The sequence below is a fragment of the Streptomyces sp. NPDC087859 genome (assembly GCF_044742595.1).
Taxonomy (GTDB): domain Bacteria; phylum Actinomycetota; class Actinomycetes; order Streptomycetales; family Streptomycetaceae; genus Streptomyces; species Streptomyces canus_F.
Genome location: NZ_JBIUUU010000007.1, coordinates 161,660 through 179,574, shown reverse-complemented (window position 1 = coordinate 179,574; position 17,915 = coordinate 161,660). Strand labels below are relative to the sequence as shown.

Genomic DNA, 17,915 nt, shown 5'->3' with positions numbered 1-17,915 from the left:
GAGGTCGTGGGGAACTGCGCGACCGTCGTGGCTGGTCGCGCAGTTCCCCACGCTCCTGAGGTCAGTTCATCTTCCCCAGGACATCACGCATCCTGCGGACATTCCTGATGCGCTGCTCGTACGTCGCTCCCAGCGCCAGCAGCAGGAGGCCGGCCAGGGCCGGAGGCACCCAGCGGGGGAGGGCGTCGGTGACCTGGGCGATGTACGGGGCCAGCTCGTGCAGCGCGTCCAGGGTCAGGACCGAGCCGCCGAGCACGAGCGGGGCCTGGAGGTTGTGGCCGGCGCCCAGCAAGGTCAGCGACAGGGCGGCCAGGCCCAGCAGGAGGGGGCGGGTCCAGTGCGGGTCGGTCCAGGCCGCTGCGAGGCTCGGCAGGAGCGTGGCGGCGAGGCCGGGACCGAAGGCCGTCCAGGACGAGGTCAGGGGGTCGCGGCGCAGCCGCAGGAAGCCCACGACCAGTGCCGGGACGGTCACCGGGATCGTGTACGCCTCGGGCATGTCGACCTCCCAGGCCGCCAGGCGTACCCAGGTCGCCAGGACGAACAGGACGGCGGCCGCGTAGCCGACGGGGCGGCGGTCCGGGCGGATCGCCGTGCCCGTGGCGATCACCGCGCACAGGGCAAGGACCAGGGCGAGCATCGGCAGATCGGTCGCGGCGAGTCCGATGGCGAGCAGTCCGGCGACGGCACCCGCCACCTCGAGAGGAACCCGCTCGGTCACGCGCGGTGCGATCAGGGCCGCGGCCACCGGGACCACCAGGACCAGCAGCGCGGTGTGCTGCGGCGGCCAGTCCGCGGCCGCTCCCGTCGCGCAGGCCAGCGCGGTGGCGTACGCGAGGGCGGCCGGGGCCGTGACGGACGTGAGCCGCCAGGAGACCGCCGCGAAGAACACGGTGAGGGCGCCGAGCGCGGTGAGGGTCGCCGTCTGTGAGGCCAGCGCGGTGAAGGCGAGATCGGCGGAGGTGGCGAGGGCGAGGATCGTCGCCGTCGGCTGCCCGTACGGGGCGGCGAGCGCGACCGCCGTCAGGGCGCCGAGCGTCAACAGGCCGGTCGTGTAGGGGAGTTCGAGGACCGCCGGAAGCGTCAGGGCCGCGGCCCAGGTGAGCACCAGTGCGCCGGTCAGGGCCTGGGCATGCCGGTCGGTGTTCCTGAACGCCAGGGCGAGCACCGCCGCGACGGCCACCAGGACGAGCGGAGCCGCCGCCGTGTCCGGCGGCCAGGGCACGTCCACCGTCACCGCCTCACGCATGTCCGCCGGCGCCCCGGACCAGGCCCGGAACGTCCAGGCGACCGGCCCCAGCAGGGTGATCGCCACGAGCGGCAGTGCCCACAGCACCGCGAGCCCCTGCACGGCGGCGGAGGACCATGCCAGTCCATCACGTACCGCCTCCGGCAGCCGCCCGGTCCGCACGGCCGCCAACAGGGCGATCCCGCAGACGAGATGCACCGGAACCGTCCACGCGTCCGGCACCGCGGGGCGGACCGTACCGCCCAGCGCGGCGACCGCGAGGAGACCCGAGGTCACGGCGAGGCCGACGGCGTGGCCCTTGCCCAGGCCGCCGCGCCAGGCCGCGCCCAGGGTGATCGCCGCCGCGAGGAGGATGAGCGCCGCCGCACGGGCGGCGGCGCTCGGACCGGTGGCCGTCCAGGACAACCAGCCGGCCGTCAGTGCGCCCGAGGAGCCCAGGCCGTACGCGCCGACGGCGGCGACGACACGTACGGACCCGATCGTCACCCGGAGCGCGACAACTGTGTCGAACGCGGCCGTCACCAGCAGCGCGGCCGCGATGCCGTGGGCACCCACGGAGGACGAGACCGCCCAGAAGAACAGCGGGAGTTGGGCCGCGGCCAGCGCGGCCGGGAGGGGCAGGCGCAGCTCCGCCGCCCGGGGCAGCAGGCCGTACGCCACCCAGAGCCCCGCCAGCAGCGCCGACGCGGCCGCCGTGTAGCCCGCGCCGCCCGTATCGGGCAGGGCGACCTCGTACAGCGCGTACGCGTCGAGCACCGTCAGCGCCAGACCCAGACCCGCCACCGACTCGGCCGTCGAGCGCAGCCCGCGCTTCACCAGGGGCAGCGGAGCGGCGAGCGCGGCCAGCGTGAGCGCGCCGAGCACCAGACCCCGGCCGGCGATCCCCAGATGCCCCCAGCTGACCAGCGTGAACACCATCGCGGCGATCGTGAGCAGGACACCGCCCAGCAGCAGGAGAAGGTTCTGCACGCCGGGCGCGCTGGTCTCCGGGCGGGGCGAGGCCACGGGGGCCGGCTGCGTCGTCGGCCGCGGTTGCAGCGCGGCGACCAGCCATGCCCGTCGGGTCAGCAACTGGGCCCGACGGCGGTCGAGTTGCCACAGTTCGGCATCGAGGAGCCGCAGTTCCTCGGCCGGGGGCGGGATGTGCGTCATACCTTGGAGTGTGGTTCGCGTCACGTCGTAGGACATGAGTGCGCGTACTCAGAACGTACTCATATCCGTGCGGGCAGACTCTGTGCATGGACTGGACCCATTACCGCTTCCGCACGCAGTGGGCCCTGAGCGCGGCGCCCGCCACCGTCTACGACGCCCTGGAACAGGCCGAGGACTACCCCCGCTGGTGGCCCCAGGTCCGCGGGGTCGACCGTCTCGACGACACCACCGGCATCATCACGATCCGGGCCACCCTGCCCTACGACCTGGTCTTCACCGCGCGAGAGGTGCGGCGCGACCGGGCCGCCGGGGTGCTGGAGATCGCCATGACCGGGGACCTGGAGGGATGGGCGCGCTGGACGATCGACGGGGACGGGGCGCGCAGTCTCGCCCGCTACGAACAGGTGGTCGACGTGAACAAGCCGCTTCTGAGGCGCCTCGCCGTGCCCGGACGGCCGGTGTTCCGTGCCAACCACTGGCTGATGATGAGGGCCGGACGGCGGGGTCTGGCCGCGTACTTGGAAGCGGTTTGAAGGAAGGGCGCGGGGACCTGTATTGTTCAGTCCGTTCCCGGGCGATTAGCTCAGTGGGAGAGCGCTTCGTTCACACCGAAGAGGTCACTGGTTCGAACCCAGTATCGCCCACCGGGAGAAAGCCGGTCCGCGTCACGCGGACCGGCTTCTTTGTGTCGGGGCCCCTTCTCAGGCGGCCGCAGCGGGCAGCTCCGGACGCAGCGGCCACGCCGTGTCCACCACCTCCGGGGTGCCGCTGCGCGCGAACCACGCCTGCAGCCCCCGCGCCTGCGCCGCGTGCCACCCGGCCTGGAGCGCTTGCAGCTCGCCCGCGCTCAGCCGCTCGAGCCGGGCCGCGAACCGGCGCCCCACGGCTCGTACGACATCCAGCGCGGCCAGCGCGTCCGCGCCCGCGTCGTGCGCGCCGTCCAGCGTGACCTCGTAGTGCGCGCACAGGTCCGTCAGCGTGCGACGGCCCTTGCGGTAGCGGTCCAGATGTTTGTCGAGGACTCTCGGGTCCAGCACCAGCAATCGCGACGACTCGAACCAGCGGTCCAGCGACGAAGCCCGATGGCGGCGCAACTCCCGGTCCAGGATGGTCAGATCGAACGGGGCGTTCATGACCACCAGCGGGCGGCCCGCGGCGGCCTGTTCGGTCAGATGTTCCGCTATCTCGTACATCACCGGCGCAGGCCAGCGGCCGTTGCGCTGGAGATACTCGTCCGTCAGTCCATGTACCTCCGTCGCCGCCTCCGGCACCGGAACACCCGGGTTCACCAGCCAACGGGTCACCCGCGGCCGGGTCCCCGGGGCGTCCTGGACGACGACGGCGGCCGACACGATCCGGTCGGTCTCGACGTCGACGCCCGTGGTCTCCGTGTCGAAGGCGGCCAGGGGCCCTTCGTACCAGCACGTCATTCCACTCAACCCCTCGTTCACCCACGGCAGCTGACGCACCGTCTTCTGCCTGTTTGGTGATACCCGGGCTGTTTGCGCCGTACGCCGGAAGGACACAACAGGAATACGGGTCCTTGCAGTTCAGCGACCCGCGGTGCGGATTCACCGAACGTGGAAGGCTGTTGGTCATGGCGATAGCGCAGCCCGAGCGGGGCGGGCTGCTGCCCGAGCGCACGGGCCCCCTTCGCGGCACACTCGCCACCACCGCCTGCATGGAGACCCTGCAGGTGGGCTATCTGCACGCCGTCGCCGCGGCGGCCGGCTGCTCGTTGTCGCAACCCTTCCCGGACAACGGCATCGACTGGCACGTCAGTCACGGCTCGCCCGGGCACACCGTCGACGACGAGGTCACCATCAAGGTGCAGCTCAAGTGCACGTACCAGGTCCCGCCGAACCCCCCGGGACGGTTCTTCTCCTTCACGCTCGACAACGACCATCTGCGCAAGCTCGCGCGCACCCCCGTCTCGGTGCACAAGATCCTCGTCGTCATGCTCGTGCCGAGATCCCAGGACGACTGGCTGCGCGCCAGCCACGACCGGCTCGACCTCAGGCACTGCTGCTACTGGGTCAACCTGGCCGGCCACCCGATCACCGGCCGGACCCGCACCACCGTGCGGATACCGACCTCACGCATCTTCGACGACCGGGCGCTGTGCGAGATCATGACGCGGGTCGGCACGGGAGGCAGACCATGACCCACCGCCCCTTGGAGGAGACCCTGCGGCCCGTGCGGCCGCACCCGGCCGACGCCGCCTGGGACCGCGCCCCCGAGCCCGACGAGGTCGACCCCGCCGTCCTCGCCGCCCTGCTGCACCGCCATGGCTGGCAGCGCCGCGGCGGCGCCCCAGGACGCTACGGCCGCTGGACCCCGCCCGGTCAGGGCACCGGCGGGACGAGCCTGCTGGTGCCCGAGAGCCGCGCCTTCCCCGACAGCGACGACCTGCTCGGCGAGGCGCTCGTCGCCCTCGCCCGCAGCGGCACGCCCTCCGCCCGCGAGGTGCTCGTCGGCCTCGCCGTCCCCAGCGACGAGATCCGCTGGTGGCGGGACGCGCCGACCGGACCGGGCGGCACCGCGCCCTGGACGGTGGAGGAACAACTGCGCGCCGCCGCCCGCCAGATGCTGCTCGCCGGCGCGCTCGCCACACGCGCGCGTGCCGGGTACTACGGCGCCCGCCACCGTCGCGCCGCCGCCACGCTCATGGAGAGCGTGCTCGTCGGTACGGCGACCGGCGGAGGCCTCACCGCCTTCGTGCCCGTGGGCAGCGGGCGCCCTCTCGCCGTACGCCTTCACCAGGCCCTGTACGCCGCCCGTGAGGCCATCGACTACCAGCGCGCCACCGGTGGCATGGACGCCTTCGACGGCGCAGTCGAGGCCGGGGTCAGCCGTGAGCTCACCGAGGCGCTGATCGCCCTCGTGCGCGGGACCGAGGGCGCGCGCATCGCCGTCGAGTGGGCACCGGCCGCGGGGGTGCCGGCGGGCTGTGCCGCGGGGGTCGAGCCCGTCGAGTTCTCGCCCGGCGATCTGCCGGTGCTGCGCGAGGCCGGGGCCCGCTATCTCCGCGAGGAGCCGTCCGTGCCGGTGCGGATCACCGGCGCGGTGGTGCGGATGCGCCGGTCGGGGCCGCGCGGGGACGGCAGCGTACGGCTGCGGGTGATCGCGGGAGCCGAGGTGCCGCACATCCGGCTCACCCTGGACGAGGAGGCGTACCGGATCGCGGGGCACGCGCACCTCGTCGGGCTGCCGGTGCGGGTGCACGGTCGGTTGGAGAGCCGGGGCGGGTTCCGCCGGCTCACCGGAGCCTCCGGGGTCGCACCCGTGCAGGTGGACGAGGCGGAGCGGGACCGGCTGATGAAGTCCCTCCAGGAGAATCTCGACTTCTTCGAGGAAGCCTGCGGGGAGGCCCCCGCAGGGGACTGATTTCGCGGAGGTGGGTCCGGGGTCGGTACGATCCCCTATTGCGCGCGCTCACAGTACGGCGCCCGCATCCACCTTCAGTCAGGAGAGACCGGTGTCAGACGTCCGTGTGATCATCCAACGCGATTCCGAGCGGGAAGAGCGCACGGTGACGACGGGCACCACGGCCGCCGAGCTCTTCGCCGGCGAGCGCTCGATCATCGCCGCGCGCGTGGCCGGGGAGCTGAAGGACCTCGCGTACGCCGTCGCCGAGGGCGACGAGGTCGAGGGCGTCGAGATCTCCTCCAAGGACGGTCTCGACATCCTGCGCCACTCCACGGCCCACGTCATGGCGCAGGCCGTGCAGGAGCTCTTCCCCGAGGCGAAGCTGGGCATCGGCCCGCCGGTCAAGGACGGCTTCTACTACGACTTCGACGTCGAGAAGCCGTTCACGCCCGAGGATCTCAAGGCCATCGAGAAGAAGATGCAGGAGATCCAGAAGCGCGGGCAGCGCTTCTCCCGCCGTGTGGTGACCGACGAGGACGCCCGCGAGGAGCTGGCCGCCGAGCCGTACAAGCTGGAGCTGATCGGTCTCAAGGGCTCGGCCTCCTCCGACGACGGCGCGGACGTCGAGGTCGGCGCCGGCGAGCTGACGATCTACGACAACCTCGACGCCAAGACCGGCGACCTGTGCTGGAAGGACCTCTGCCGCGGTCCCCACCTGCCCACCACCCGGAACATCCCGGCGTTCAAGCTGATGCGCAACGCGGCCGCCTACTGGCGCGGCAGCGAGAAGAACCCGATGCTCCAGCGCATCTACGGCACCGCCTGGCCCTCCAAGGACGAGCTGAAGGCGCACCTCGACTTCCTCGCCGAGGCCGAGAAGCGGGACCACCGCAAGCTCGGTTCCGAGCTCGACCTGTTCTCCATCCCGGAGCAGATCGGCTCCGGCCTCGCCGTCTTCCACCCCAAGGGCGGCATCATCCGCCGGGTCATGGAGGACTACTCGCGCCGCCGCCACGAGGAGGAGGGCTACGAGTTCGTCTACACCCCGCACGCGACGAAGGGGAAGCTCTTCGAGCAGTCCGGGCACCTGGACTGGTACGCCGACGGCATGTACCCGCCCATGCAGCTCGACGAGGGCGTGGACTACTACCTGAAGCCCATGAACTGCCCGATGCACAACCTGATCTTCGACGCGCGCGGCCGTTCGTACCGTGAACTGCCGCTGCGTCTCTTCGAGTTCGGGACCGTGTACCGGTACGAGAAGTCCGGCGTCGTGCACGGCCTCACCCGCGCGCGTGGCTTCACGCAGGACGACGCACACATCTACTGCACCCGTGAGCAGATGTCGGAGGAGCTCGACAAGACGCTCACCTTCGTCCTCGGCCTGCTGCGGGACTACGGTCTGACCGACTTCTACCTGGAGCTGTCCACCAAGGACCCGGAGAAGTTCGTCGGTACGGACGAGGTCTGGGAAGAAGCCACGGAGACCCTCCGTCAGGTGGCCGAGAAGCAGGGCCTCCCGCTGGTCCCGGACCCGGGCGGCGCCGCGTTCTACGGTCCGAAGATCTCCGTCCAGACCAAGGACGCGATCGGCCGGACCTGGCAGATGTCGACGATCCAGCTCGACTTCAACCTGCCCGAGCGCTTCGACCTGGAGTACACGGGCCCCGACGGCTCCAAGCAGCGCCCGGTCATGATCCACCGCGCGCTGTTCGGCTCCATCGAGCGGTTCTTCGCGGTCCTCCTGGAGCACTACGCGGGCGCCTTCCCGGCGTGGCTGGCGCCGGTGCAGGCGACCGGCATCCCGATCGGGGACGCGCACGTCGAGTACCTGGAGAAGTTCGCGGCCGCGGCGAAGAAGCAGGGTCTGCGCGTCGAGGTGGACTCCTCCTCCGACCGCATGCAGAAGAAGATCAGGAACGCCCAGAAGCAGAAGGTGCCCTTCATGGTCATCGCGGGCGACGAGGACATGGCCGGCGGCTCAGTCTCCTTCCGCTACCGCGACGGCTCGCAGGAGAACGGCATCCCGTTCGACGAGGCCATCGCGAAGATCGCGAAGGTCGTCGAGGAGCGGGTCCAGGTCTGATCCCCCGCAGGGTCGGCGAAGACCTTCGAGAGGCCCCCGGGAGGCTCAGCTTCCCGGGGGCCTCTCGTCGTCCTCCCGCGCGAACACCTGGAGCAGCCAGGAGGCGAAGGTGCCGGTGACAGCGCCCAGCAGTGCCAGCCCGATGGTCATCATCCCGACCGCGATCAGGCGTCCGACGGGCGTGACGGGGGTGACGTCGCCGTAGCCGACGGTCGAGAGGGTGGCGCAGGCCCACCACACGGCGTCCCCGAAGGTGCGCATGGTCGCTCCGGAGGCTCCGCGTTCCTGCTGGTAGACGGCGAGGGTACCCGCGAAGCCGAGCAGGAGCGTGGACAGACCGGCGTACACGATCACGCGCGCGTGCAGGGCGAGCCGGGGCCGGCCGTGCCGTCGCTGTACGGCCTCGTAGACCTTCACGACCCGCAGCGGGCGGAGAAGGGGCAGCACCAGCACGAGCGTGTCCAGCCAGTGCGTCCGTACGAAGCGCAGCCGCTGTCCGCTGAGCCGCCAGCGCACGGCGTAGTCGGCGGCGAACAGCGCCCACGCGGCCAGCATCGCCGCGAGGCACAGGTCCCGCCAACGCTCCGGCAGATCATGCGCCAGCACCTCGATCGCGTACGAGGCGAGGAACACCAGTGACGCCACGGCGAGGGGGACCTCGGTGCGCCGCTCCCAGCGGGCTTTGGGGCTGTCATCGTCCACCGGCCCAGCTTGGCGCCAGAGGGTTTCGCCGCAACCCCGCCGACACGCCGCGAACGGGCGAAGCCATATGCTTCCCTGCATGACGAGTGAGCCGGAGCAGCAGTGGGGAGTGGGGACCCAGGACGCGTTCCAGCGTCTGTGGACGCCCCATCGGATGGCCTACATCCAGGGCGAGAACAAGCCGACCGGCCCAGGCGCCGACGACGGATGTCCCTTCTGCTCCATCCCGGCCAAGTCCGACGAGGACGGCCTGATCGTCCGGCGCGGTGAGCAGGTCTACGCCGTGCTGAATCTGTATCCGTACAACGGTGGCCACCTGATGGTCGTGCCCTACCGGCACGTCGCCGACTACACCGACCTGACCGAGCCGGAGACCATCGAGCTCGCCGCTCTCACCAAGCAGGCGATGACCGCGCTGCGCACCGCGTCCGGCGCCCACGGGTTCAACATCGGTATGAACCAGGGCACGGTGGCCGGCGCCGGTATCGCCGCCCACCTCCACCAGCACATCGTCCCGCGCTGGGGCGGCGACACGAACTTCATGCCGGTCGTCGGGCACACGCGGGTGCTGCCGCAGCTGCTCGCCGACACCCGGAAGATGCTGGCGGAGGCCTGGCCCTCGTAAGCGGCTACGCGTCGTACAGGTCGGCCTTCCTCGGTGACGGGTCCTGCACCGCGGTGCTGAGGAACGCCGACCGGTTGCCGAACTTCTCCGTGTCCACGCCGTTGTCCTCCAGGACCTTGATCGCCGCCGCGTGCACCACGCGCAGCACGGGCGTCGCGGCGCGCATCGCGTCGTCGGCCATGAAGCGGTGACGCCACGGCTTGTCGGCCCAGACATGCCGCAGACCGAACGGCTCGGGGAGGGCGATCGTCCCGCCGAGCCAGTTCAGCAGCGGCGGGTACCAGGAGAGCGGGGCGCGGACGGCGAGACGTACGACCTCGTTGGTGGGGACCAGCGGGAGCTTCACCTTGCGGGTCTCCCACGGCCGGAACGACCTCTGGACGTCCTTCGTCGGGTCCTCGGGCTTGCCCATGAACAGCGGGTTGACCGGGCCCAGCGCATGGCCGGTGACCTCGATGCGCAGCGTCTCGTGGAGCACGGTGACGGTGATCATCATCGTGAGGATCAACTGGCCGTCCCACAGCGTCCACTGCACCCCGAGATAGTGCCGGTCCCCGCTGCCGAACTGCTGCTTGTTGCAGATGTCCTGTATGGAGTGGGACCGGTGCTGGAACGCCTCGATGTCCGTGGACTGCTCGGTCCGGGCCACCGCCTTGGCGTTCTCTCCGATCGGCGTGACGATCCAGTGGCGTATGGATGCCTTCGGGAAGCCGCCGGTGTTGATCGTGTTCCGCTCCAGCATGCGCAGCTTGTCGTGGATGGCGCGGATGACGTCCCAGCTGCGGAACGGGTGGATCTCCCGGTCCGGGTCGGCCTGGACCAGGTCCTCGGCGAGCTGCCAGCTGCCCCAGCGCGTGCCCATGCCCAGGATGCCCTTGGGGCCGGCGTAGAAGACGGAGTTGGACTGCTGCTCGGTGCTCAACCTGGCCAGTGACTGGCGCAGTTGCTCGGCCTGGGTCTGACCGGGGCTGCTCGGCACCGCTTCGGGGACCTGGGCTCCGACACTGCTGCCCGCGATCAGTCCGTCCCAGCGGCCCCGCAGGTCCCTCGTCGAGCGGTCGCAGATCTGCTTGGCCCAGAACCAGCCGATGACGGGAAGGACCACGCATGCGCGTGCGTACCAGCCCCAGAAGCCCGTGAACGGCATCTTGACCAGGAAGAGGACGGCGAGCGCGCCGACGCCGACGAGCAGGGCCGTGGCGAGGGCGGAGGCCTTCTTGTTGGGGTTCTTGTCGATGGTGGTGCGGATCGTGAAGACCAGAAGCCAGACCAGGAGCCCGGGCAGGAACAGCACACCGCACAGCACCATGACGGCGGACAGCCGTTTGTCCCGCTCCCGGCGGAGGCGGTAGGCCGCCAGGCAGTGGTCGACGACGACCTGCGGTTCGGTGCCGAAGGACTGGATGAGGGGCTTGCGTCCCGGACCGATCATGCGCTCGATCACGGCCCGGGAGAACGCCTCACCGAGGTTGGGCTTGAAGAGGCCGCCGGTCCACCTCTGGCCCTCCTTGACCGTGGTCTCGTGCCATTCGCTGTTGGCCTTGATGATGTCCTCGACCGGATTGTCCCGGTACGCGGCTGAGGCGAGGGCGAACGTGGCTGTCTGGCTCTCGTCGCCCGTGCGCGGAACCTGTGGTCCGAAGACGCTCTCGTAACCGGTTCCCACCGTCATGCCCGCCCCCGATCGCCGCCTGGTCGCTCCTGCGGCCTTCCCGACTTCCTTGCCCCGCACACCTGTTGATCAGGCCGTCCCGGCATCCGGGCCCGACTTGATCACCGCCCTCAGCGTATCCGCCGCCACCGACATTCGTCGGCGGACGGCCGAAGCCGCCCGCCGACTCGGAGGGGAGCCTTCCAGGAAAGCCACTTGCAGTCTGCCCAGCGCCAACTCCTAGGAGTCGCGCGCCTCTTCACGGATCCTCTCGGCGATCTGCGGCGGCATGGGTTCGTGCCGTGCGTAGGAGCGGTTGAAGCGTGCCGTGCCGTGCGACAGGGAGCGCAGGTCGACGGCGTACCGTCCGATCTCGATCTCCGGTACCTCGGCCCTGACGACGGTGCGGTTCCCGCTGGTCTGCTCGGTGCCGAGCACGCGACCGCGCCGCCCGGACAGGTCACTCATCACGGCGCCCACGTAGTCGTCGCCGACCAGAACGCTCACCTCGGCCACCGGTTCGAGGAGGTGGATTCTCGCGTTCGCCGCCGCCTCCCGCAGCGCCAGCGCGCCGGCCGTCTGGAACGCGGCGTCGGAGGAGTCCACCGAGTGCGCCTTGCCGTCCAGCAGGGTGATCCGTACGTCGACGAGCGCGTGGCCGGCCGCGATGCCCTTGGCGGCCTGGGCCCGCACGCCCTTCTCGACGGAGGGGATGAACTGCCGGGGCACCGCGCCGCCGACGACCTTGTCCACGAACTCGATGCCCGAGCTGCCCGGCAGCGGCTCCACCTCGATCGCGCAGATGGCGAACTGCCCGTGCCCGCCGGACTGCTTGACATGCCGGCCGCGGCCCGCCGACTTGTCGGCGAACGTCTCCCGGAGGGAGACCTTGTGCGGTACGACGTCGACCTGGACGCCGTACCGGCTGCGCAGCCGCTCCAGCGCCACGTCGGCGTGCGCCTCGCCCAGGCACCACAGGACCACCTGGTGGGTGTCCTGGTTCTGTTCGAGCCGCATGGTCGGGTCCTCGGCGACCAGCCGGCTCAGGCCCTGCGAGAGCTTGTCCTCGTCGGCCTTGCTGTGTGCCTCGATGGCGAGCGGCAGCAGCGGGTCGGGCATCTCCCAGGGCTCCATCAGGAGCGGGTCGTCCTTGGCCGACAGGGTGTCGCCGGTCTCCGCGCGGCTCAGCTTGGCCACGCACACCAGGTCGCCGGCGATGGCGTGCGTCACCGGGCGCTGCTGTTTGCCGAACGGGGTGGACAGGGCGCCGACGCGTTCGTCGACGTCGTGGTCCTCGTGCCCGCGGTCGGCCAGACCGTGTCCGGAGACGTGCACCGTCTCGTCGGGGCGCAGGGTGCCGGAGAAGATGCGGACGAGGGAGACCCGGCCGACGTAGGGGTCGGAGGACGTCTTGACGACCTCCGCGACCAGCGGGCCGTCCGTGTCGCAGGCCTTGATCTCGCGTGGCTTGCCGTCGATGGTGGTGACGCCGGGCGTGGGGTGTTCGAAGGGGGTCGGGAAGCCCCTGGTGATGAGCTCCAGCACCTCGACCGTGCCGAGCCCCTGCCTGGCGCCGCCAGCCGCGGGGGCGGCGGCGAGGACGGGGAAGAAGACACCGCGCGCGACGGCCCGCTCCAGGTCCTCGATCAGGGTCTTGACGTCGACCTCTTCACCGCCGAGGTAGCGGTCCATGAGGGTCTCGTCCTCGCTCTCGGCGATGATCCCCTCGATCAGCCGGTCGCGGGCCTCCTCGATCTCCGGCAGCTGGTCCTCGCCCGGCTCGGACTCCTTGCGCTCACCCGAGGAGTAGTCGAACAGCTTCTGCGACAGCAGGCCGATCAGACCGGTCACGGGTGCGTGCCCGTCCGGTCCCTGCGGGCCGTGCAGCGGCAGATACAGGGGGAGCACGGCGTCGGGGTCGTCCCCGCCGAACGCCTCCGCACAGGTCCGTGTCATCGCCTCGAAGTCCGCCCGCGCGGACTCCAGGTGGGTGATCACGAGCGCGCGCGGCATGCCGACGGCCGCGCACTCCTCCCACACCATGCGGGTCGAGCCGTCCACGCCGTCGGAGGCCGAGACGACGAAAAGGGCCGCGTCCGCCGCTCGCAGACCGGCCCTCAGTTCCCCGACGAAGTCGGCGTATCCGGGGGTGTCGAGGAGATTGACCTTGATGCCGTCCCATTCGACCGGCACCAGGGAGAGCTGCACCGAACGGTTCTGCCGGTGTTCGATCTCGTCGTAGTCGGAGACGGTGCCGCCGTCCTCCACGCGACCCGCCCTGTTCACCGCCCCCGCTGTCAGCGCGAGAGCTTCCACCAATGTCGTCTTGCCCGATCCGGAGTGGCCGACCAGCACCACATTCCGTACGGACGCGGGGTGGTCGGCCGCTGTTGCCCTGCCGGCGGCTCCGGGGTGTGCGTTCGCCTTGTCGCCCATGGCCTTGCCTCCCGTGCACGGTGAGGTCACTGTGGGCGTTGCGGATCCTCCCCCGGACTTCGTCCGGGAGGTGCCCCCAGCGATGGCGGCTCCGGTGACGCCCGCGGTTCTTCGAGCTTTCCACTCCGGTCACGGTGCGTCCATACGGCGGACGCGATCGCGCCGTTACCCGTATGCCATGCGGCCGTGACACGGGCCGCGAGTGCCCGGCGTTCGCACATGCGCGCGCGTGGCTACGATGGGCCAGCCGGTGGCCAGCAGGGGCCGCGCGGCCACACCGACCCTCGGGAAGGCCATGCTGAACAAGTACGCGCGTGCATTCTTCACGCGTGTCCTCACGCCGTTCGCCTCATTTCTCATCAGAAGGGGCGTCAGCCCTGACACGGTGACGCTGCTCGGCACCGCGGGGGTGGTCGCGGGGGCGCTGGTCTTCTTCCCCATGGGCGAGTTCTTCTGGGGCACGATCGTGATCACGCTGTTCGTGTTCTCGGACCTGGTCGACGGCAACATGGCCCGCCAGCTCGGCCGTTCCAGCCGCTGGGGCGCCTTCCTGGACTCCACCCTTGACCGGGTCGCCGACGGCGCGATCTTCGGCGGCTTCATCCTCTGGTACGCCGGTGGCGGCGACGACCTCGTCCTGTGCGCGGTCTCGATCTTCTGTCTGGCGAGCGGCCAGGTGGTGTCGTACACCAAGGCCCGGGGCGAGTCGATCGGTCTGCCGGTCGCCGTCAACGGTCTCGTCGAGCGGGCCGAGCGGCTGGTGATCTCGCTGGTCGCGGCCGGTCTCGCGGGTCTGCACGCGTTCGGTGTGCCGGGCATCCAGTACCTGCTGCCGGTCGCCCTGTGGATCGTCGCCGTCGGCAGCCTCGTCACGCTGATCCAGCGCGTCGTCACGGTCCGTCGCGAGGCGGCGGAGGCGGACGCGGCCACCCCGCAGGAGACCCAGGGGAGCGAGGCGGCGAAGTGAGTGCCCAGGACCGGCTGACCGACGCGCTGTACGGCCTCGGCTGGGGAGCGGTGAAGAAGCTCCCCGAGCCGGTCGCCGTACGCCTCGGCCGGACCATCGCCGATCTCGCCTGGAAGCAGCGCGGCAAGGGCGTGCGGCGGCTGGAGAGCAACTACGCGCGCGTGGTGCCCGACGCGACCCCTGAGCGCCTCGCCGAGCTGTCCCGTGCGGGCATGCGCTCGTATCTGCGCTACTGGATGGAGTCCTTCCGGCTGCCCGCCTGGAGCAAGGAGCGCATCAGGGGCGGCTTCGACCCCAAGGACCTGCATCACCTGACCGAGGGCCTCGCCTCCGGCCGTGGTGTCGTCCTGGCGCTGCCGCACATGGCCAACTGGGACCTCGCCGGCGCCTGGGTCACCACCCAGCTGGAGACGCCGTTCACCACCGTCGCGGAACGGCTCAAACCGGAGACGCTGTACGACCGGTTCGTCGCCTATCGCGAGGGCCTCGGCATGGAGGTCCTGCCGCACACAGGCGGCACCGCCTTCGGCACCCTGGCCCGGCGGCTGCGCGACGGCGGTCTGGTCTGTCTGGTCGCCGAGCGCGACCTGTCCTCCTCCGGCGTCGAGGTCCAGTTCTTCGGCGAGGCGACCCGGATCCCCGCGGGCCCGGCGCTCCTCGCCCAGCAGACCGGCGCGCTGCTGCTGCCGGTGACGCTCTGGTACGACGACTCGCCCGTCATGCGGGGCAGGGTGCACCCCCCGGTCGAGGTGCCCGGGACAGGTACCCGCGCCGAGAAGACGTCTGTCATGGCACAGGCGCTGGCCGATGCCTTCGCCTCGGGGATCGCCGACCATCCGGAGGACTGGCACATGCTGCAGCGGTTGTGGCTCAAGGATCTCGACCCCAGTAAGGGGCCCTCGTGAGGATCGGCATCGTCTGCCCGTACTCCTGGGACGTGCCGGGCGGCGTCCAGTTCCACATCCGCGATCTCGCCGAGTACTTCATCCGCCTCGGCCACGAGGTGTCCGTCCTGGCCCCGGCCGACGACGACACCCCGCTGCCGCCCTACGTCGTCTCGGCGGGCCGCGCGGTGCCCGTGCCGTACAACGGCTCGGTGGCCCGGCTGAACTTCGGCTTCCTCAGCGCCGCGCGGGTACGCCGCTGGCTGCACGACGGCGAGTTCGACGTCGTCCACATCCACGAGCCGTCCTCGCCGTCGCTCGGCCTGCTGGCCTGCTGGGCGGCGCAGGGTCCGCTCGTCGCGACCTTCCACACCTCGAACCCGCGTTCCAAGGCCATGATCGCCGCGTACTCGATCCTCCAGGCGGCCCTGGAGAAGATCAGCGCGCGCATCGCGGTGAGCGAGTACGCCCGCCGCACGCTGGTGGAGCACCTCGGCGGGGACGCGGTCGTCATCCCGAACGGCGTCGACGTCGACTTCTTCGCCAAGGCCGAGCCCAACCCCGAGTGGCAGGGCGACACCCTCGGCTTCGTCGGGCGCATCGACGAGCCCCGCAAGGGCCTGCCGGTGCTGATGAAGGCCCTGCCGAAGATCCTCGCCGAGCGCCCGCAGACCCGGCTCCTGGTGGCCGGGCGCGGTGACGAGGAGGAGGCCGTGGAGAACCTGCCCGCCGAACTCCGCTCGCGCGTGGAGTTCCTCGGCATGGTCAGCGACGAGGACAAGGCGCGCTTCCTGCGCAGCGTCGACCTGTACGTTGCCCCCAACACCGGCGGCGAGAGCTTCGGGATCATCCTGGTCGAGGCGATGTCGGCCGGCGCCCCGGTCCTCGCCTCGGACCTGGACGCCTTCGCCCAGGTGCTCGACCAGGGCGCGGCGGGCGAACTCTTCGCCAACGAGGACGCCGACGCACTGGCCGACGCGGCGCTGCGGCTGCTGGCCGATCCGGAGCGGCGGGCCGAACTGCGGGAGCGCGGGAGCGCCCACGTACGGCGGTTCGACTGGTCGACGGTCGGCGCGGACATCCTGTCGGTGTACGAGACGGTGACGGCCGGCGCGGCCGCGGTGGCGGCGGCCGACGACGACCGCACCACGAGCCTGTTCTCGCGGTTCGGGCTGGCGCGGGACTGAGGGGCGCGTAGGACCGGGGCCGTACGTCGGTAACCTTTGCGCCCGTGACCCCAACCCTCATCTGGACCCTCGTCGCCCTGATCGCGATCGGCCTCTACTTGAGCTGGACCGCAGGACGACTGGACCGGCTGCACGCCCGGATCGACGCCTCCCGGGCCGCGCTGGACGCGCAGCTGCTGCGGCGCGCCTCGGTGGCCCAGGAACTGGCGACCTCCGGTGTCCTCGACCCGGCCGCCTCGATCGTGCTCTACGAGGCGGCGCACGCCGCGCGGCAGGCCGAGGAGGAGCAACGGGAGGTCGCCGAGAGCGAGCTGACCCAGGCCCTGCGGGCCGTCTTCGCGGAGACACCGCAGGTGGAGACGGTGCGGGAGGCGCCCGGGGGAGTGGAAGCCGTCCGAGAGCTGACCGAGGCGGTGCGCCGGGTGCCGATGGCCCGGCGCTTCCACAACGACTCCGTACGGGCCGCCCGTGCCCTGCGGCGCCACCGCAAGGTCCGCTGGTTCCGGCTGGCGGGTCACGCCCCGTTCCCGCTGGCGTTCGAGATGGACGACGAGCCTCCTGTGGCCCTGGTGGACCGGGCCGCGTAGCCGCGCCCGCTCGCAAAACGATCCACCGCCTCCTCATTGGCCCTTGCTGTGGACTGCTCTGTTCACGTTTCCTCGGTACTGCAGAAATCCTCTTTTCACATCAGCGAGGTCAATCCGTGTCCCTCACCGAGAACCAGGCCCCCGAGACCGGCACCGCCCGTGTGAAGCGCGGCATGGCCGAGCAGCTCAAGGGCGGCGTGATCATGGACGTGGTCAACGCCGAGCAGGCGAAGATCGCCGAGGACGCCGGCGCCGTGGCCGTCATGGCCCTGGAGCGGGTCCCCGCCGACATCCGCAAGGACGGCGGCGTGGCCCGGATGTCGGACCCCACCATGATCGAGGAGATCATCGAGGCGGTCTCCATCCCCGTGATGGCCAAGTCCCGCATCGGCCACTTCGTCGAGGCCCAGGTCCTGCAGTCGCTCGGCGTCGACTACATCGACGAGTCCGAGGTCCTCACCCCGGCCGACGAGGTCAACCACTCCGACAAGTGGGCCTTCACGACCCCCTTCGTCTGCGGCGCCACCAACCTCGGTGAGGCCCTGCGCCGTATCGCCGAAGGCGCGGCCATGATCCGCTCCAAGGGCGAGGCCGGCACCGGCAACGTCGTCGAGGCCGTCCGTCACCTGCGCCAGATCAAGAACGAGATCGCCCGTCTGCGCGGCTACGACAACAACGAGCTGTACGCCGCCGCCAAGGAGCTGCGCGCCCCGTACGAGCTCGTCAAGGAAGTCTCCGAGCTCGGCAAGCTCCCGGTGGTCCTCTTCTCCGCCGGTGGCGTCGCCACCCCCGCCGACGCCGCCCTGATGCGCCAGCTCGGCGCCGAGGGCGTCTTCGTCGGCTCCGGCATCTTCAAGTCCGGCGACCCGGCCAAGCGCGCCGCCGCCATCGTGAAGGCCACCACCTTCTACGACGACCCGAAGATCATCGCGGACGCGTCCCGCAACCTGGGCGAGGCCATGGTCGGCATCAACTGCGACACCCTCCCCGAGGCCGAGCGCTACGCCAACCGCGGCTGGTAAC

General features: G+C 70.9%; 15 protein-coding genes and 1 tRNA gene. 11 read left to right on the top strand and 5 right to left on the bottom strand.

Annotated elements, in window-relative coordinates; genetic code table 11:
- Positions 1-61: 61 nt before the first annotated feature.
- Entirely contained in the window at positions 62-2,434 is a 2,373-nt protein-coding gene (locus ACIOHP_RS18500) for an SCO7613 C-terminal domain-containing membrane protein (RefSeq protein ID WP_401888643.1), read from the bottom strand.
- A gap of 50 nt (positions 2,435-2,484) precedes the next feature.
- Between ACIOHP_RS18500 and ACIOHP_RS18495 the strand changes: the two genes are divergently transcribed.
- Together ACIOHP_RS18495 and ACIOHP_RS18490 are read left to right on the top strand one after the other, a co-directional pair.
- On the top strand, positions 2,485-2,931 hold the full coding sequence (locus tag ACIOHP_RS18495) for an SRPBCC family protein (protein ID WP_401888640.1): 447 nt from the start codon (positions 2,485-2,487) through the stop codon (positions 2,929-2,931).
- A 39-nt stretch (positions 2,932-2,970) separates the two neighbouring features.
- Positions 2,971-3,042, top strand: a tRNA-Val gene (locus ACIOHP_RS18490).
- Positions 3,043-3,099: 57 nt separating this feature from the next.
- Here ACIOHP_RS18490 and ACIOHP_RS18485 read toward each other — a convergent pair.
- Entirely contained in the window at positions 3,100-3,828 is a 729-nt protein-coding gene (locus ACIOHP_RS18485; RefSeq protein ID WP_401888637.1) for a 3'-5' exonuclease, read from the bottom strand.
- 167 nt (positions 3,829-3,995) lie between these two features.
- Here ACIOHP_RS18485 and ACIOHP_RS18480 point away from each other — a divergent pair, with 167 nt between their 5' ends.
- From ACIOHP_RS18480 to thrS, 3 genes are all read left to right on the top strand, one after another.
- A complete protein-coding gene (locus ACIOHP_RS18480) occupies positions 3,996-4,562 on the top strand; it encodes a DUF4365 domain-containing protein (RefSeq protein ID WP_046260122.1) in 567 nt (188 codons plus the stop codon).
- On the top strand, positions 4,559-5,785 hold the full coding sequence (locus tag ACIOHP_RS18475) for a hypothetical protein (protein WP_401888634.1): 1,227 nt from the start codon (positions 4,559-4,561) through the stop codon (positions 5,783-5,785). Before ACIOHP_RS18480 ends, ACIOHP_RS18475 begins: the two co-directional genes overlap by 4 nt.
- Positions 5,786-5,876: 91 nt before the next feature.
- Entirely contained in the window at positions 5,877-7,853 is a 1,977-nt protein-coding gene (thrS, locus tag ACIOHP_RS18470; protein ID WP_401888632.1) for a threonine--tRNA ligase, read from the top strand.
- A 45-nt stretch (positions 7,854-7,898) separates the two neighbouring features.
- Here the strand turns inward: thrS and ACIOHP_RS18465 are convergent, their stop codons facing one another.
- A complete protein-coding gene (locus tag ACIOHP_RS18465) occupies positions 7,899-8,555 on the bottom strand; it encodes a potassium channel family protein (RefSeq protein WP_401888629.1) in 657 nt (218 codons plus the stop codon).
- Between the two features lie 67 nt (positions 8,556-8,622).
- Between ACIOHP_RS18465 and ACIOHP_RS18460 the strand changes: the two genes are divergently transcribed.
- The gene (locus ACIOHP_RS18460; protein ID WP_266833230.1) at positions 8,623-9,180 is read left to right on the top strand and encodes an HIT domain-containing protein; all 558 of its coding nucleotides are present in this window, start codon (positions 8,623-8,625) and stop codon (positions 9,178-9,180) included.
- 4 nt (positions 9,181-9,184) lie between these two features.
- Here the strand turns inward: ACIOHP_RS18460 and ACIOHP_RS18455 are convergent, their stop codons facing one another.
- Positions 9,185-10,852, bottom strand: coding sequence for a hypothetical protein (locus tag ACIOHP_RS18455; protein WP_361557840.1), 1,668 nt, complete (start codon positions 10,850-10,852; stop codon positions 9,185-9,187).
- 219 nt (positions 10,853-11,071) lie between these two features.
- Positions 11,072-13,267, bottom strand: a complete 2,196-nt coding sequence (locus ACIOHP_RS18450; RefSeq protein ID WP_401888625.1) for an elongation factor G-like protein EF-G2 — start codon at positions 13,265-13,267, stop codon at positions 11,072-11,074.
- 238 nt (positions 13,268-13,505) lie between these two features.
- Between ACIOHP_RS18450 and pgsA the strand changes: the two genes are divergently transcribed.
- The 5 genes from pgsA (at position 13,506) to pdxS (ending at position 17,914) form a co-directional block, all read left to right on the top strand.
- On the top strand, positions 13,506-14,234 hold the full coding sequence (gene pgsA, locus ACIOHP_RS18445) for a phosphatidylinositol phosphate synthase (protein WP_361487553.1): 729 nt from the start codon (positions 13,506-13,508) through the stop codon (positions 14,232-14,234).
- Positions 14,231-15,139, top strand: a complete 909-nt coding sequence (locus ACIOHP_RS18440; protein ID WP_401888622.1) for a phosphatidylinositol mannoside acyltransferase — start codon at positions 14,231-14,233, stop codon at positions 15,137-15,139. The genes pgsA and ACIOHP_RS18440 overlap by 4 nt, the downstream gene beginning before the upstream one ends.
- Positions 15,136-16,305: a glycosyltransferase family 4 protein gene (locus ACIOHP_RS18435; protein ID WP_361557849.1), complete on the top strand. Its 1,170-nt coding sequence runs from the start codon at positions 15,136-15,138 to the stop codon at positions 16,303-16,305. Before ACIOHP_RS18440 ends, ACIOHP_RS18435 begins: the two co-directional genes overlap by 4 nt.
- Positions 16,306-16,349: 44 nt before the next feature.
- Positions 16,350-16,892, top strand: a complete 543-nt coding sequence (locus ACIOHP_RS18430; protein ID WP_327715915.1) for a hypothetical protein — start codon at positions 16,350-16,352, stop codon at positions 16,890-16,892.
- A 116-nt stretch (positions 16,893-17,008) separates the two neighbouring features.
- Complete coding sequence (gene pdxS, locus ACIOHP_RS18425; protein ID WP_266894972.1) at positions 17,009-17,914, top strand: pyridoxal 5'-phosphate synthase lyase subunit PdxS; 906 nt, start codon at positions 17,009-17,011, stop codon at positions 17,912-17,914.
- Position 17,915 lies beyond the last annotated feature (1 nt).

Excerpts from the sequence above, each read along its gene's own strand:
- ACIOHP_RS18500 (WP_401888643.1), bottom strand. The coding sequence starts at position 2,434 with ATGTCCTACGACGTGACGCGAACCACACTCCAAGGTATGACGCACATC.
- ACIOHP_RS18495 (WP_401888640.1), top strand. The coding sequence starts at position 2,485 with ATGGACTGGACCCATTACCGCTTCCGCACGCAGTGGGCCCTGAGCGCG.
- ACIOHP_RS18485 (WP_401888637.1), bottom strand. The coding sequence starts at position 3,828 with ATGACGTGCTGGTACGAAGGGCCCCTGGCCGCCTTCGACACGGAGACC.
- ACIOHP_RS18480 (WP_046260122.1), top strand. The coding sequence starts at position 3,996 with ATGGCGATAGCGCAGCCCGAGCGGGGCGGGCTGCTGCCCGAGCGCACG.
- ACIOHP_RS18475 (WP_401888634.1), top strand. The coding sequence starts at position 4,559 with ATGACCCACCGCCCCTTGGAGGAGACCCTGCGGCCCGTGCGGCCGCAC.
- ACIOHP_RS18460 (WP_266833230.1), top strand. The coding sequence starts at position 8,623 with ATGCTTCCCTGCATGACGAGTGAGCCGGAGCAGCAGTGGGGAGTGGGG.
- ACIOHP_RS18455 (WP_361557840.1), bottom strand. The coding sequence starts at position 10,852 with ATGACGGTGGGAACCGGTTACGAGAGCGTCTTCGGACCACAGGTTCCG.
- ACIOHP_RS18450 (WP_401888625.1), bottom strand. The coding sequence starts at position 13,267 with ATGGGCGACAAGGCGAACGCACACCCCGGAGCCGCCGGCAGGGCAACA.
- pgsA (WP_361487553.1), top strand. The coding sequence starts at position 13,506 with ATGGGCCAGCCGGTGGCCAGCAGGGGCCGCGCGGCCACACCGACCCTC.